The organism is Methylocystis sp. B8 (genome assembly GCF_005771425.1).
Classification (GTDB): domain Bacteria; phylum Pseudomonadota; class Alphaproteobacteria; order Rhizobiales; family Beijerinckiaceae; genus Methylocystis.
In genome coordinates this window covers 1-15,159 of record NZ_VBTZ01000010.1, presented here as the reverse complement: position 1 = coordinate 15,159, position 15,159 = coordinate 1, and the positions used below count along the sequence as shown (strand labels likewise).

Sequence of the window (15,159 nt, the reverse complement as noted above, 5' to 3'; positions counted from 1 at the left end):
CTCGCTCAGGGTGCGCCTAACGCGCATCCGCTACCAGTCGGTTCCCGGTCCGAACGGCTCTGGGTAGGCTCGGGCACTCCTGCGCCCGTTCCTGTCCTATCAGCCTGACCACCCAGTCCAGGTGATGTGGCAGCACTCTCATGCGCGCTTGCTGAAGAGCGGCAAACACTGCTTCGGCGAGACCAGAATCTCCAAGTGACGTTCTGACATTCGCGTGAACGAACAGATCAACGGTGCATCCGATGCGGATCAGCGGATATCGTTCGCCGCAGATGCGATTGGCTTTTCGTTCATCGATTAACGCCGTTGCGCCGGTTTCTGCGGCGTACGAGATGGTCGCAGCTTCGCCGTCGTCGAGCGTGTCAACGCCGCATCCGATCACCAGCGATTCAAAGTGACGTTCCTGTGATTCCGAGAGCGGAACGACAGCGATCAGCCCGGCTTTTTGGAGCTCGACAATCAGTTCAGAATCCCGGCGTCCGGAACGCCGGTCGTCAGCCAGTTCAGCCATCACGACCTCGGTGATGGCAATCCGGTTTGGCAGCGCACGCAGAATCCGCGCAGCGCATCCTGTCGCATTCATGTTGATTGCGGTGCTGGCATCCATAACGATTACGGCGGTTGAATCAGTCAGGCAGGAGAGCCCCATCGGCCTCGCTCCCTTCGATTTCCAGGCCGTCAAACATCCGGCGCAGTTCAATCCGGTCGATATGCAGCATACGCGAGAGCTGGCCTTCGGTCAGAAGTCCACGCCTCCAGGCTTCTCCGGCAAGCAACCCGAGCCGCAGCGTCGTGGGCCGGTCAGCATCTGCCTTGTGGGCATCCGAGCTGGAAAGGTCGCCAAGAACCTGATGCGCCTGCTCATCGGAAATGCCGCCATACAGCTCAAACCACTCCCAGGTCCCGTCCTTGGTCAGCCCAAGCTCTTCGAGCCGGCGCACCATTGCTTCGCGCGATACGCCGAAAATATGCGCCAGGATGATTATGTGACGGCGCGTGAGCTTGGATGATCCCACCGTCACTTCGCGGAACTTCTGCATGACCGTTCGCGCCGGCGTCAAAAACGCACGAGCAAACGCAATCGCGTAACGTTCCTCGCGGGAATTCGTCGAACCGCCGTCCAGAATTTCCGCACGCCGCCGCGTGGAAACAAGGTGCGCCAATTCGTGAGCAGCAGTTTGCGCGCGGCGCTCGCGCGGGTGGTTTGCATTAAGAAGAATGCAGGCGCCGAGGGAATCGTCGTAAGCAAAAAGACCGGAAATGCGCCCGTCGATACGACGAACATAGACTCGAACCCCAAGCTCCATTTCAAGAAGCGTCACAATGTCCAGGATGGGACTTAGCCCGAGCCCGAGCCATTGCCGCAGTTCGAGCGCATCTTGTTCGGCCTGCGTCCGCACATCGCCGTGCAGGATCGTCCGCTCCGGCGGGTAGTTCCTTGCGCGCTTTACCCCGAGCAGATTTTCAAGCTCGACTTCCGCTTTTGCGAGATCGCAAAGAAGCTGCGCCGCATTCGCAACCGCATCGTCAAGCTGAATGCCGAGTTTGCGAAATTGCGGCGCCAGATCGACCTGGATCGCTTCCGTCCGTAGCAAGGCATTGACGGACGTGCGGTATAATTTTGCAAGCTGTTGCAGCTCGCCAAGCCGAACGCGCCTTTGCCCTTTCTCGATGGCGATAAGGGTCGTCCGGGCGATATTGAGGGCGGTTGCGGCATCAGCCTGCTTGAGCCGCGCCGACTCGCGCGCAAGGCGTAAACGCTCCCCCACTTCAACAGAAGGCATATCTTCAAGCAGCGTGGTCATACGCGCGCTCAGTCCATCTGGACACAAATGAATCAAGTCCCAGGAATTCCATGAAGTCTTTCCACTCCTTTTCGTGTTGGATCAGCATGCGTTCAATTCCCGCACGCGCTTCGTGCTGCGGCAGTTCAAGAGATCGCGCGAGCTGACGGGCGGTTGATTCAAGTGCGGGCGCGTGAATCCGCGACTGCCGCAGGCCGGCCAGATGATCGAGGTGCAACGCGCCTGCAATGGCATAGTTGCGCTGGGCGGCGATCTTCTTGAATCCAGCCGCCGCCCCGTCCTCAAATGATCCGGCACGCAAGTCTTCCCAAATGTAAGTCTCGGGCGCTTCGGATAATCCCGCGGCGTGCACGCTCAGGCGACGTAACATACAGGCCGCGCAAATGCCGCACTGACGCCTATGCCCGTTGACGGAAACATAGCGGTTGTCCTGCCAGCAGGACCGCGTCTCCTTCCAGTCCGCCGCCTGCGCGCTTCCCGAAACATATTTCAGCAGCGTTTCGCCCTTGGTGAACCAAAGGCGCGGAAATTCGAATCGAACGTCGTGGCCGAGAAGCGACTTCAGGAAGACGCTCATTTTCGCGGTAAAGGCCGGATGGTTGCGATAATCCTCATAAGCCTGACCGACGGGCGCCAGTGAGGGGCCGAGGGCACCCTGGCCGCTTTCGGGCACGAAGACGCGGTCAGCTTTCGCCATATAAGCGGCGAGCCCGCTGAGGAGCGCGAATTTGAAACCGCGCGAACGCGCGCTCGATTCAACAAAGCGATGTTCGCCGCGCCGCACGTAGTAAGGCACGCCCGCGAACGGACTCCTACGGCCCGATGAATCGCTGGGCCGATCGTCCGACTTCGTGCCAAGCCGCACGCGGATGAGGCGGTCACTAAATTCCCGCGACATAAGGCCGGCAACCGCCCGCGAATCCAATCCTTCGCTGAAGGGGATAATGGCTAATGATTCCGCCGGTGGAAGATTGAAAAGCCCCTGGCGCGGCGGGTTAATTGCGTTCTTGCGTTCCGCGAATTCGACGCGCCAGCGATCTCCGGTCAGAAATTCAAGTGCGTCATGAAGACTCTCCGTCACATCCCTCTGCTTCCACACTGCAGGAGAGTGGACAGGGATTCGCAGTTCGATATCGCGCGACCACTGAAACGACGGACGCCGCTTGATCCTGTCGCAGAACTCGACAGCCGCGGCCAGAAGCAGCGCATCGAATACAAGCGGGTCCCACTTCGCAAAGAAATACGACGCGAGCGGCTCCGCCGAGAACCGCAGATTTTCCTCGATGCGGCATTTGATCCAGCCCGGGCGCGAACGCGCATCGCTGTCGACAACGGCGACACGGATCGCGGATTCATCGTCCTCACATCTTTTCGGCATCAGAACCTCACCCCGTCATCAAGTCCTTGCAGCTTCGGCGTCGGGGACGCCGCCGCGTCGCGATCAATCCCGAGCAGTCGGCGAGCCGTTTGTGCAATCGGCGCACTGGATATGCCGTCTTCCATTCTTTTCCCCACCTTTAACGCGCGGGCCTCTTTGGTCCTCCGCAAGTAGTGTTCTTCAACCTGGCGTACGCCTCTGGCGCCACGATCGAGCAGGGCCTTGGTGGCGCCGTCCAGCAACGCGTCCTCACCGCTCCGGCCGCCCGCGACGGCCTGCGCGACGGCGTCCACGACGGCATGCCAAAGGGAATTGCCGGGGCTGAGCCGCTTCAGCGATTCCAGTTCGGCACTGTTCGCACCGGCAAACAGTGAGGGCTGATTGCTATCGCCGAGGAGTTTGCCGAGCACGCCAAGATGGGGGGCAACATCTTCCCGCCAGTCGCCTTCCAGGGCGGGAATCGCGAGGTCCGCAAGTTGTTCGGGCTCGAAAGCCGCCTTGTCCGCGCACTTCGCGAACTTCTTCCAACCGACCCGCATTGGCAGGCTTTTATGAGGACCGTCGCTCATTCCGATTCTCCATGTCATAATTATCTTATAAAATATCTGACAATGTCAAATTTGGACTTCTGGTTTGAAAGTCATCCGTTGTGACTAAGGATATTTGACAGAACACTAGATTTTCAAACTAGCAAAGAGTTTAAGATTCTTATATATCGTCAAATATGGTTGGACAAAAATCGAAACGCTCAAACCTAGAGCAGGAGCTTCCGGAAGGCCTTCTCATCGATGCCGGCTGGCTTAAGCGGCAAGGCTATTCGCGCCAGCTTTGGAACCATTACGTCGCGACAGGATGGCTGGAGCAGCCGGCCGCACGCGTTTTTCGTCGCCCGCGTGGCGCTCTGAGCTGGCAACAGGTTGTCATTTCACTTCAAACCTTGCTCGCACATCCGCTTGTGGTCGGCGGCCGTACGGCGCTCGAATTGGAGGGCTACGCCCATTACCTGTCACAAACCACCAAGGAAGTGCACCTCTACGGTCTCAAGGCTCCGCCGGCATGGCTTCACAAGCTACCGCTCGCGGTCCGGTTCATCTGGCATAACGACCGCAGGCTTTTTTCTGGCGAAGCCGCCCTTCGCACGTTGCCCGGCCTGACCTGGAATACCGAACGTGAAAGCAGCACCGCCGCTCCCGTCGATATGAGCCTCACTGTCCAGCCTTGGGGCCAGTGGGACTGGCCGCTGACCATATCGGCGCCCGAACGCGCCATCCTCGAATTGCTTGATGAACTCCCTGCACATGAGAGTTTCCATCAGGTGGATAAGCTGATGGAAGGCCTTACAAATCTGAGCCCGCGCCGGCTCCAAAAACTTCTTCCCGATTGCCGCAGCATAAAGGTTAAGCGCCTTTTTTTCTTCTTTGCCGACCGCCACCATCACGCATGGCTGAAATATCTGGACAAAAACAAAATCGATCTCGGGAAAGGAAAGCGCATGCTGGTGAAGGGCGGCAAGCTCGATCACGCCTATCAGATCACCGTGCCGGAGGACCTGGATGGCGTTCTCTGAAGAATATCGAAGGCAGGTTGCGCTTCTGATACGCACGCTTCCGCAAGTCGCGCAGGAAGAATGTTTTGCATTGAAGGGCGGAACCGCCATCAATCTCTTCGTACGCGACATGCCGCGGCTGTCGGTCGACATAGACCTCACTTATCTTCCGGTTGCCGGACGCGAAGAGTCGCTTGCAGCTATCGACGCCGCCATGAAGCGCATTGCCGCCCGCATAAAACAAAATATTCCCGGCAGTCAGGTCGCTGAGTCTCAAATCGAAGGGACAGCGACGAAGTTGAATGTCCGGTCCGAGGGCGTGCAGACAAAGATCGAAGTCACTCCCGTCATGCGCGGCTGCGCTTATGAGGCGCAAACCCAAGGCGTATCTCAGGCTGTCGAACAGCAATTCGGGTTCGCCGAAATTCAGCTGCTTTCATTTGAAGATTTGTACGGCGGCAAGATTGTCGCCGCGTTCGACCGTCAGCACCCCCGCGATCTCTTCGATGTGCGCGATCTGCTTGCCGGCGAGGGCATCAGTGACGCCCTGCGCCGCGCCTTTATCGTCTATCTGCTAAGTCACGACCGGCCCATGGGAGAGGTGCTCGCATCCCGACAGAAAGACATATCTCAGGAATATGAACGCGGGTTTCAAGGCATGACGGCGCAGCCGGTCCCCCTTGCCGAGCTGCTCGCGGCCCGCAAGGAGTTGGTCGCCCGCATCGTCGGCGACATGCGGGACCCCCACCGTCGATTCCTTTTGTCATTCGAGCGCGGCGAACCCGATTGGTCGTTGCTGGATGTGGCTGGCGCGAAGGATTTGCCCGCGATCAAATGGCGCCAGATAAACCTGGATAAGATTTCAAAAGAGAAGCGGCAACAGCTCGTCGCGGAGCTTGAAACTGCCCTGCTTCGCGCAGGCGGCGGATAAGACCTTCAGCTAGCTGATTCTCCAACGACCATCCGGCACGTCATAGAAACTCGGCGACAGATCGCCGCCGCGGACGGGAGCTGGCCGCACCAGCGCTCAGCGCATGATCTGCGCGTTGTAGTGCTCGTTGCGAAGCTCGATGAGCCTTCGGGGAATTGGGCAGCTTGGTTACCACTGAAGCCCCGGTGCGGCCAACACCAGATGAACCACAACACAAATCTCCAACTATCACCGAAGGTCAGTCCTCAAGGAGTCGAGTCCCGTCAATCCGTATGACTCCGGCGGGAGCGAGCAAGTCTTCAATCCAAGACACAGGCTGTCCGCGTTCGGTGCAAAGCATAAAGAACGCTCGCTGCTTCGCTCGCGTGAATGCAACGAAAAAAGAATTCAATTCCTCTTGCCGGTCCGGCGTAAGACTCCACCAAGTTCTATTGTCCAATCCATAAAATAACATAGTGTGAAATTCGAGCCCCTTGCTCTTGTGAATGGTCATTAGGGCGACCTGGCCCAAGCCCTCGAACTCGTCTAACGCCTCTTGCCAGGTGGCCACCCTCTCAGCGCATTCGGATAATAGTATTGTAAATCCCTCCCAAATCCGGTCGAAGTCCCGTTGCCGTTGATAATCCGGAAAAGACTGGCGTACTAGCCTTGCATCCACGAATTCGAGGACTGAGCGCGATACTTCGATCGCTGATGCCGCAGCCGGTTCAAGGCGCAGCATGGTCCGCCGGAGCTCTCGAACGAAATCCGAAAGCCGATGCTGCAACTGCGGTTGCCGCAGTTCGTCCTGCGGGTCAGACGCTTCAAGAAACTGCATGTTTGCCAAAGCGGCGTTCCAGTGCTCGGGGCTTCTGTTCATAGCGCCTAGCCGCAACAAGGGTAGACAGATGGCCGTTAGCTCTTCGCCTAACAAGTCCTGGATCGATACGTCGCCGACATTCCTAGCTTCATTGCGCAATCTGATCCCATATTTTGAAAAAGCAGATTCGAGCTGGTGTTCGACCTGATCGGCGCGCATGCGCACCAGAATAGCGATCTCGTGCGGCTCGACATTACCGGATTGAATTTCGTTATCAGTCCACTCCGCCAGATACGCTGCTTCCTGCTCGGCATCTTCAAATTCCCAGATTGCAGCTATGTCGCCGTCAACTTCACGGTTAGCCCGTGCTTCAGGAGGTTCGGCATTCGGATCAATTCGGCTGGCGATAACATGCTGAATGCGAACTAGGTCCTCATGCGACCGCCAGTTTGACAAGAGATTTATTCGTCTCGCTCCAAAGTCACGCTCAAACTGATCGAATGCATCGGGCATAGCTCCGGCCCAAACCATGATTCGCTGTTTGTCGTCCCCGACCGCGGTGAATACGGCGGCGCTTCCATCGAACGCCGTGTGCAGCAACTCAAACTGAGCAAAGGTCGTGTCTTGAAACTCATCAAGGAACACGGCCGGATATGTGAGGTGCAGCGCACGCCGAATTTGGGTGTTTTCCCGCAGGAGGAGATCGACCAGCCGACTAATCATGGCAAAGGATAATTGGACATCGTCAGCGTCCGCACAGTGCGTGCGCCAGTACTGGGCCACAGCTCGACTTCGAATATTACCGTCTGATTCATCGATAGGCAGCGGCGTCCTCGCGACGGCTCTCTCTAACTGATCGGGACCGAGAGCGTGGAAGCGGTGCCGTTCCAAGAAATCGCTGAAATCCTGCCGTCGCGGAAAAATGATTCGGTAGCCCGCGGGAGGCGCGAGAGGGGCAGGAATTGCAGCTCGGAATCGGTCCAGAAGGCTCTTGGCAAAACCGTCAAAAGTAAAGGAGTTAAATCTTCTAGCCTGCTCAGGCGGACATCGCTTCTGCACGCGTGTAGTCAGATTTCTTGCAGCGTCGCGCTTGAAGCTGATAGCAAGTATCCGTTTCGGACCGGGGCAGAGTCCAGTCTGCAAGAGATATGTTGCTTTCTGAGCAAGAAACTCCGTCTTGCCCGCGCCGGCGCCGGCAGTAACGAGGACGCTGCGGTTCACTTCCCACAACGCCTCCCACGCGCGCGGTTCAAGATCGGGGACGGCCTGCGGTCGCCAGTCTTCGGGACGAACGAGGGTCATTCATCGTCATCCTCAAGACCCAGTGATTCCTTTACATGCGAGATCAATGCCCTCAATTCAGCTGGCGCCCCGTTAGCAAGGTCCTCATTTTTGATCTCGCTCAATGCGCTTAAATGCGTTTCGGGCTTGCTGCGACTCAAGAACAAGTATGGGTACCAAGTGAATTCTGAATCGTAATCGTCGTCATACAGATCCGGGTCTCCTCCCGTCTTGAGAGCCACGGCCTTCTTTTCTCGGATAGCTGCTTCGCTAGCACGCGGCCCTCTGCCGCCAGGATTTGGCCTTTTGTATTCATCCGGGAACGCGCGCAGCATCGAAAAATCGAGGTCGAGCGGATATGAAAAGAAGACGGCTTCGTCCTTCAGCGCTTGAAGCCAATCGTTGTCTTCATAGCCGTTAAGCAATTCGTTATCCGCGAGTTCGTCGACGGCATCCGGATCGACGGAGCCCACGGTCACGGCAAAATTGCTGCTCAGATCGTTTCCATTATCCCGCAGCGCTGTCACGACCTTCTGAACTATTTTTGCGCCGCCGTGAGCACGGCCAAGATCAAGATCAAGCAATGTGGCGTGTGGTATTCTAAGGTCATTCAGGAGCGCCCAAAAGTGATCAATGTATCGCCCCGCTAACGGAACAATCGGAACGAATGAGGGATCGAGGGGAATACCCATAGCCTCCGAGATGCGCGGAATCACAACCCGCTCTGACTCGCCTTCTCCCAAAATCACGAAGCGCGCGAAATAGAGCTCGGGGTAGGCTCTCACAGCCAGGCGAACGTACCGGCGTGCTTCATCATTATCTTTTGGAAGCGTAAGTCGGCGCACCGAAGAATGGCGTGTCGTGCGGTTAAGCCGGAAGTAACGCACCTCTTCCGGCTCCACGCGGCTAAGGATCGCGGGGGAATGGCTTGATAGCAAGACTTGCGCTGTCTCAAGGGCTCCAATTTCCCGAGCCTGTTTAACAATGCGAGACAGGAAGAACGGCGAAAGACTATTCTCGGGTTCCTCAATCGCAAGAATTGTGAGATGTGCCCTTCGCAGCTTGTCATGATCGAAACAACAGTCGGCTTGTGGCTCCGCAAACGCGTCTCGCTCAACTTCCAGCGTCGCGGCAGTTAGGGCAATGTGAAACAACGAACGCTGTCCATCGCTCAGGTCAGCGAGTGAGCGCTCTCGTCCAGCTTCATCAGGCGAGAAGGCGAATTCGGCCCGACGCACCAACTCTTCGAAGCGGGTTTCAACAAGCCGCAGGAGGGGAGTAGTGTCGGTGTCGGCTTCATGAACCTGCTTCCAGCGTTCTTCAAGACGCTCGATCACGAATCGCGCGGGATCTTCACGCTCAAACCGTCTCTGGATGTTTGCCGCGCTGCGCGCGCTTCGGTCCTTGAATCCCTCCGACCATCGAGCGGCCTGCCAAAGTCGGCCTTTCAGGAGAGCGGTTACTTGTGTAGCCGCATCGCGGGCCGCGGGCACATAAATCAACTGAATCGCACCGCGCTCAACGGCCTGGACTCTCTTACAGTCGTCCCAGTCAAACTCGTCATCAAGGGTCGTGACCCATCGAATATCTTCATCGATGCTTCCGTCTGGGGTACCATCGTCAGTCCACGCCGCCCGCAACACCATCCTTACCTTAAGCGGACCGTCAGGAGCCGAGGCAGCCATTTGGTGGAAGAGCTCGGGCACCGCATCGGCAACAGCGTCCTCGTCCAGCCCCTCTAGTTCGGGGAACGCGAAAATTGCCTCGATTGAAAGAGTGGTGCCGGATTCGAGCTCTTGCCTGCCGGCAGGCACATGAAAATCTTGTCGGCGAACAGCGCGCTGGCCGGGCGTCACACCAAACAGGCGCGACAACGCCTGAAATGCAGCGGTCTTTCCGGATCCGTTCCCTCCCACGAAGGTAGTTATCCCAGGCCGGAATCTGATTGCTGTTCGTCCTGGCCCGAAGCATCGAAAATTTTTAAATGAAATGCGCTCAATTTTCATGAGTTTGTCTTCGGTATTCTTGGCTACCGCTCGCCGCGGCGGCTGCACCAGACGAAGCATCGCTTCCCCCTGGCGATCGTTCAATAACATGGAACGCTGAAAATATATGCTGTAAGTGCAGTATTTTATACAGGATAATCCGGCATTATACCTGCGCTCGCTGATTTCAGCCGAATGTTAATGTCTGACAAGATCATCAGAAATCATCTTTCTATGCCCAGTTCCCCAGCAGTGAACGCGTTCGCGGCCACCGACTGGTAAAGCGCGTCGAGTTCGGCACCAACCGCAAGAAGCGCGGCAATGCGTTGGATAATTTGGCGGAACCATTTGCGCTCGTCGTCGGTGAGTGGATTGTCGTTGCGCCGGTCTGCTTGTCGATAGCCGAGCCATTTCTTGAGCACAGGATAGCCGCCAAGTTGATAGGTCCAGACGGCTTCAGGCACGTTGGCGAAATAGGCGTCGTCATTAATATAGAGATCACCAGTGTGTTCTCCCCATGCGTCGAGCGGCGCTTCGTCCATGGCGAAATCGCGAGGCTTCCATCGACCCTTGCCACCACCCCAATAGGTGACGGTGATTCTCAGATCAGTCTGCCGAAGCTTGCCGCCCCCGTTGCGCTTCAGCGGGCCAAGTGGGGCCGCGCGCTCGCGGCCAAGGATTCCTTCGATTACATTGCGGGCGTCGCGGTTGGCGTCAAGAAGGCGCGTCACCTGTTCGCCCTTATCGACCAGTCGCGCGAACAATTCGGGGTCTTTGGGAATCGGCAAATGCGCCCAGTCGGCGGAGAGCGCGCTCTTATGTTCAGCCTGATAGGCGGGCGCGTGAAGAATGGCGAAGGCGACGCGGAAGAGCTTGCCGACGAACGCGTGGGCGTCGGCGTCTCGGCGTTCGCCCTTCAAGCCAAAATGCGCGCGGAGAACGCGCCATGTTTTCTCGCCGATGTTGGCGTCTCGATCCGACAAAAGATCGTCGCCGCGTGTTTCGCGCGGGAACACCACACAGCCGCGTTCGTGGACGTGGAGATTGGGCAAAGTCGTCGCGAAGACGGGGCGTGTTTCCGATTCCTTGCGCGGCTCAGGGACCGTAATGAACAGTTCGTTGGAACTCATGTTCGCCGCCAAATCAGGGCGGGCTTCGTTCAGCCACTTGTATCGATCGACGTAATAGATGCTCCTTTGGTCCAAGGGGAATGCGAGAAACTCAACAACGGCGTCAGCGCGAAAGTGGCCCTCAGATTTCAGTTTTTCCCATACTTTCTTAGGGTCATATCGAGCGCGTTCCGCCGCAAGCTCGGGACATCTTGAAGCCGCGGCGTCGAATGAAGTTGACTCGAAATATCCCTTCAATCGTTCTTCGATTTCACGGCGCGTGTATCCGATAATTCCGCCATCAATGCCGCGATTGTGGTTCACTCCCTGATAGGACGTGGGAAACAGTTCATCCAAGGCGGGCCACGCCTCATATCCGCCTTCGACCATCGTCGGCGACAGACGCCAGCGGTTTTCGAGCGTCGGCTTGATCGTCTCGTAGGGCGTCGACGCCTTTCCGACGCCGGTGGGCAAGGCGGCGATCAACTCGGCGCGCTTATCTTTCGCCAATCCCCAAAAGTCGCGATAGGACACCTCGGTCTTCGTCGGCGCGGTCTTGACCTCGGCGCGCTTGACGAGCGTGACTATGGCGGTTCCCGGCTGGATGCCGCGCGGGTCCATCTCGGTCGTGAATGCGCTCTGATCCGCCGTCCCCGCGCCGGGCAGTCCGGCGGGAATGAGCTTGCCCGTGCGGTATTTGTCGCCGTTGAGATTGTCGATCCAAATCCGGTGGAAGTTCGACAACAACGACTTGCGCATGATCGGATGCGAACGCCCGGTCAGATAAGAAGAATTGGAGATGTAGGAGACGATGCCGAACTCCGCCGCTTCGCCGATGCGTTCCTCAGCCAGCCGAAAGAAGCGGATGTAAAGGTCGTCGAGAAGCTGCTTGCGGACGCCATATTCGACAAAGAGCGCGCTCCTGCCGCGCTGTTTCTTCTTCGGCCGGCCAAATTCGTTGCGCTTCACCTGTTTCGTCTTGGCGTCCACCTCATCGACAAGCTCGATGCCCTTGTAATGGGCGACGAGTTCCGCTTCGTCATCCTGTGTTGCACCGGCGAAGCGGTCGTAAGGCGGATTGCCGATGACGACGATGATTTTGGCTTTGTGTTTCACTTCTTGCGATGCGTCGAACTCGTCGCGCATTTCGGGAAAGCTGAGCTTGATGTCGCCGCTGTCGCGCCAACCTGCCAAAGAGTTGGTGAGAAAAATCATCAGGCGCTTGTCGTCCTCCGGCTTCGCGCCAAGACTGTCGAGCAGGAGATAGAGTTGCAATTGCGCGATCGCAAAGGGCGCGGTCAGGATTTCGAAGCCGATCACCCGTTCGTGGAAGGCGCGGGACAACTCTAGGCCGATGGCGGCCTCGTCGCCATCTGCCTTGGCCTCTTCGGCAATACAACGCGCGACTTCGAGGAGATAGGCGCCGGTGCCGCAACAGGGGTCGAGAACGACGACTTCCGGGTCGGCGAGGCCGCGCGGACGCTTGAGGTCCTTTTTCAGGATGTGGTGAACCCGGCACACCTGGTAGTGCACGATGTCGGGCGGTGTATACCAGACGCCGAGGTCCTCGCGGAGTTTGGGGTCGAAGGCTTCAAGAAAGGGCTCGTAGAAATAGGTGATCGCCGCCGCCGAGGTCTGTTCGTCGATCGTCGGGAAGGTCATGCGCGTTCGAAACAGCGGGCGGTCTACTCGGTTCAACGTGGCGATGGCGCGGGCGATATGATCTTCGAGGCCGAGCGCCTTCAGCCGCTTGGGATGGCGGATGTCGTGGAGCAGCGCGTCGAGAAACGGAATCGGAAGATAGGCGTGGGCGTCGTCGATTTCGAAGCGCGCGTCGGCTGCGGCGGCCTTGTCCCACAGCACCCAGGCGGCGAATAGCGAATAGAATGCCGTCTGCACCAGGGAAGATCGGAAGAACCGATCGCCCTTCTCGTCGTCGATGTTGAACGAGAGGCCCAGCGCCTGACGGTAGTCGTCAAGCAACGGCTTCACCGCTTTGAGGTCTTCGGGAAGCTGGTCTTTCGCGTCTCGCGCTTGTCGCGCCAGCACTTTCGCGAGATCGGCCGGGTTGGCGAGCGGCGCGTAGTCGGTGACGGAGCGCTCGACGATTTCCAGCAAGTCGGCGAGGGCTGCGCCATCGACCTTGGCGCGCGGCGCCGCGCCGGCAACGGCGCCCCAAAGGTCGACGGTTTTGATGAGCGCGCGCTTATCGGGCGGCACGGCGCCGGTTTTGGGTCGATCGTAGCCCGGAACGCAGGCGAGCAGGCCGAAGCTTCGGACATTCGAGAGCAGGACAACGCCAGTCTGCACAAGATAGCGGCCAATCTGATCGTTCTGTTCCGTTGACACCGCGAGGTCTTCAAGCGTGACGTCTGCACGTTTCACTTCGCCATAAACTCCGACGAATATTTTGTCGTCGCCCAGAACGAAGTCTGGCATGTCGCGCGCCTTGCCCTTGGCCTCGGACGTGTTCACTCGAACCTCGAAGGGAAGGAGCCGTTCCTTTAAAACCGCCGCGAGGAGGTTCCTGATGGCGGGATAGAAGGTATTCTCGGTAGAGGACGGCTGAGAATCGAGACGGCGCGTCTCCGACACATAGTCGATCAACGCTGGAAGAATCGTTTGCATAAACTTGCGCTCGAATCAGAATGGCGGCGCTTTCGGAAGCCGACAAAACAAGAGCACACGAATGCCGTAATGAGAAGGCGCCGAGCGGTGAACTATGCCGGCGAAACCCAAGGCGGCAACGCTTTAACCCATTGAGATTATTTCATATCTTAAGTCGCTGCGTACCCGACCTGGATTGATCACAACGTAAGGATTTCGTGGCGAATTTGCCGGACCGCGTAAAAGCACAGAGACCGCTGCCCTGTTGCTCAAGAGGGAAAGGGCCCTTCGGGCTTCGTGACGAGGAATCGGGCGAGAGAGAGGCTTTCGCCAGCCCGTCGCGGAGATGGAAACATGTCGAAGATTACGCTGGTGGGAGCGAGGGATATCGCGCTTGATCGGCTTCTGGCGTCGGACGCCAATGTGCGCCGGATCAAAGCGGGGATAAGCGTTGAAGAACTGGCGGAGGACATTGCCCGCCGCGGATTGCTGCAGTCGCTGAGCGTGCGGCCTGTGCTCGATGGCGCTGGCGCTGAGACAGGAAAATTCGCCGTAAGCGCCGGCGGGCGGCGTCTCGCGGCACTCAAATTCCTCGTCAAGCAGAAGCGCCTCGCCAAGAATGCGCCCGTCCCCTGCATCGTGAAGACGGAGGGGATCGAGGAGGAAGATTCCCTCGCCGAAAATACAATGCGCGAAGCCCTGCATCCGCTCGACCAATTCCGGGCGTTCAAGAATTTGCAGGACGCAGGTTTGAGCATCGACGAGATCGCCGCGCGGTTTTTCGTTGGAGCGCAGGTCGTGCGCCAGCGCCTCAAACTGGCCGCAGCGAGCCCGAAGATCCTCGATCTCTATGTCGCGGAAGAATTGACGCTGGAACAACTCATGGCCTTCTGCGTCACCGACGATCATGCGCGACAGGAAGAGGTGTGGGAGTCGCTATCGCGTTCTTACAACAAAGAGCCTTATACAGTCCGCCGTATGCTCACCGAAGGCGCGGTCAAGGCCGGCGACAAGCGCGCGGTATTTGTCGGCGTCGAGGCCTATGAGGCGGCGTGCGGCGTGATTTTGCGCGATCTCTTCCAGCACGATCATGGCGGCTGGTTGCAGGATGTCGCGTTGCTCGACCGGCTCGCGCGGGAAAAGCTCTCGAAGGCGGCCGAGAACCTTCGCGCTGAGGGCTGGAAATGGGCGGAATTCGCGTGCGAATTCCCCTATGGCCATACGAATGGCCTGCGTCGCTTGCCGTCGACGGCGCCGCAAATTTCGGACGAAGAGAAGGAACGCTACGACGCGGCGCTCGAAGAATATGACACGCTCTCTGACGAGCACGCTGGTTCCGACGAACTCCCGGAAGATATCGATCGGAGAATGGGCGAACTCGAAGAGATTATCGACGCCATCGAGCGGCGTCCAGCGATCTTCGATCCGGCCGATATGGCGAGCGGCGGAGTTTTCGTCAGTATCGATCATAATGGCGTGCTGAAAATCGAGCGAGGCTACATCCGTCCCGAAGACGAGGCGCAGGTCGAACAGCGAAACGAAGCGAATTCTCAACAGTCCGGATCTGGCGAGATTCATCCGGATTCGACGCAGGAGTCGACAGAGGGCGTTTCGCCCGGCGACGGGGACATTGAGGGAGAAGCCTCTCCCAAACTGTCCGATCGTCTGCGTACGGAACTCTCCGCGTATCGGACGATGGCGCTACGATTGAGGCTGTC

Annotated in this window: 10 protein-coding genes; 3 read left to right on the top strand and 7 right to left on the bottom strand. The window is 58.1% G+C overall.

What is annotated here, in order from left to right; all coding sequences use genetic code 11:
* Window positions 1–16: 16 nt before the first annotated feature.
* From FEV16_RS14130 to FEV16_RS14115, 4 genes are read right to left on the bottom strand one after another with little or no spacing between them, the layout of a single operon-like run.
* On the bottom strand, window positions 17–649 hold the full coding sequence (locus FEV16_RS14130; protein ID WP_138168276.1) for a hypothetical protein: 633 nt from the start codon (window positions 647–649) through the stop codon (window positions 17–19).
* Window positions 627–1,805 carry an XRE family transcriptional regulator gene (locus FEV16_RS14125; protein ID WP_138168275.1) on the bottom strand — a complete coding sequence of 393 codons (1,179 nt, stop codon included), beginning with the start codon at window positions 1,803–1,805 and terminating at the stop codon, window positions 627–629. Before FEV16_RS14125 ends, FEV16_RS14130 begins: the two co-directional genes overlap by 23 nt.
* Window positions 1,789–3,183 (bottom strand): 7-cyano-7-deazaguanine synthase, encoded by a 1,395-nt coding sequence (locus tag FEV16_RS14120; protein WP_138168274.1) that lies wholly within the window; start codon window positions 3,181–3,183, stop codon window positions 1,789–1,791. Before FEV16_RS14120 ends, FEV16_RS14125 begins: the two co-directional genes overlap by 17 nt.
* On the bottom strand, window positions 3,183–3,752 hold the full coding sequence (locus FEV16_RS14115; RefSeq protein ID WP_138168273.1) for a hypothetical protein: 570 nt from the start codon (window positions 3,750–3,752) through the stop codon (window positions 3,183–3,185). The genes FEV16_RS14120 and FEV16_RS14115 overlap by 1 nt, the downstream gene beginning before the upstream one ends.
* 155 nt (window positions 3,753–3,907) lie before the next feature.
* Between FEV16_RS14115 and FEV16_RS14110 the strand changes: the two genes are divergently transcribed.
* Window positions 3,908–4,750: a type IV toxin-antitoxin system AbiEi family antitoxin domain-containing protein gene (locus FEV16_RS14110; protein ID WP_138168272.1), complete on the top strand. Its 843-nt coding sequence runs from the start codon at window positions 3,908–3,910 to the stop codon at window positions 4,748–4,750.
* Complete coding sequence (locus FEV16_RS14105; RefSeq protein ID WP_138168271.1) at window positions 4,737–5,660, top strand: nucleotidyl transferase AbiEii/AbiGii toxin family protein; 924 nt, start codon at window positions 4,737–4,739, stop codon at window positions 5,658–5,660. The genes FEV16_RS14110 and FEV16_RS14105 overlap by 14 nt, the downstream gene beginning before the upstream one ends.
* A gap of 238 nt (window positions 5,661–5,898) precedes the next feature.
* On the opposite strand, the gene FEV16_RS14100 is transcribed toward FEV16_RS14105, so the two are convergent.
* The 3 genes from FEV16_RS14100 to FEV16_RS14090 all read right to left on the bottom strand — a co-directional run bounded on the left by FEV16_RS14100 (window position 5,899) and on the right by FEV16_RS14090 (window position 13,462).
* Complete coding sequence (locus tag FEV16_RS14100; RefSeq protein WP_138168270.1) at window positions 5,899–7,761, bottom strand: ATP-dependent helicase; 1,863 nt, start codon at window positions 7,759–7,761, stop codon at window positions 5,899–5,901.
* Entirely contained in the window at window positions 7,758–9,746 is a 1,989-nt protein-coding gene (locus FEV16_RS14095) for an AAA family ATPase (protein WP_138168269.1), read from the bottom strand. Before FEV16_RS14095 ends, FEV16_RS14100 begins: the two co-directional genes overlap by 4 nt.
* A gap of 203 nt (window positions 9,747–9,949) precedes the next feature.
* A complete protein-coding gene (locus tag FEV16_RS14090) occupies window positions 9,950–13,462 on the bottom strand; it encodes a type ISP restriction/modification enzyme (protein ID WP_138168268.1) in 3,513 nt (1,170 codons plus the stop codon).
* Between the two features lie 333 nt (window positions 13,463–13,795).
* Between FEV16_RS14090 and FEV16_RS14085 the strand changes: the two genes are divergently transcribed.
* The coding region (locus FEV16_RS14085) for a ParB/RepB/Spo0J family partition protein (RefSeq protein ID WP_138168267.1) at window positions 13,796–15,159 on the top strand (1,364 nt) is incomplete at its 3' end.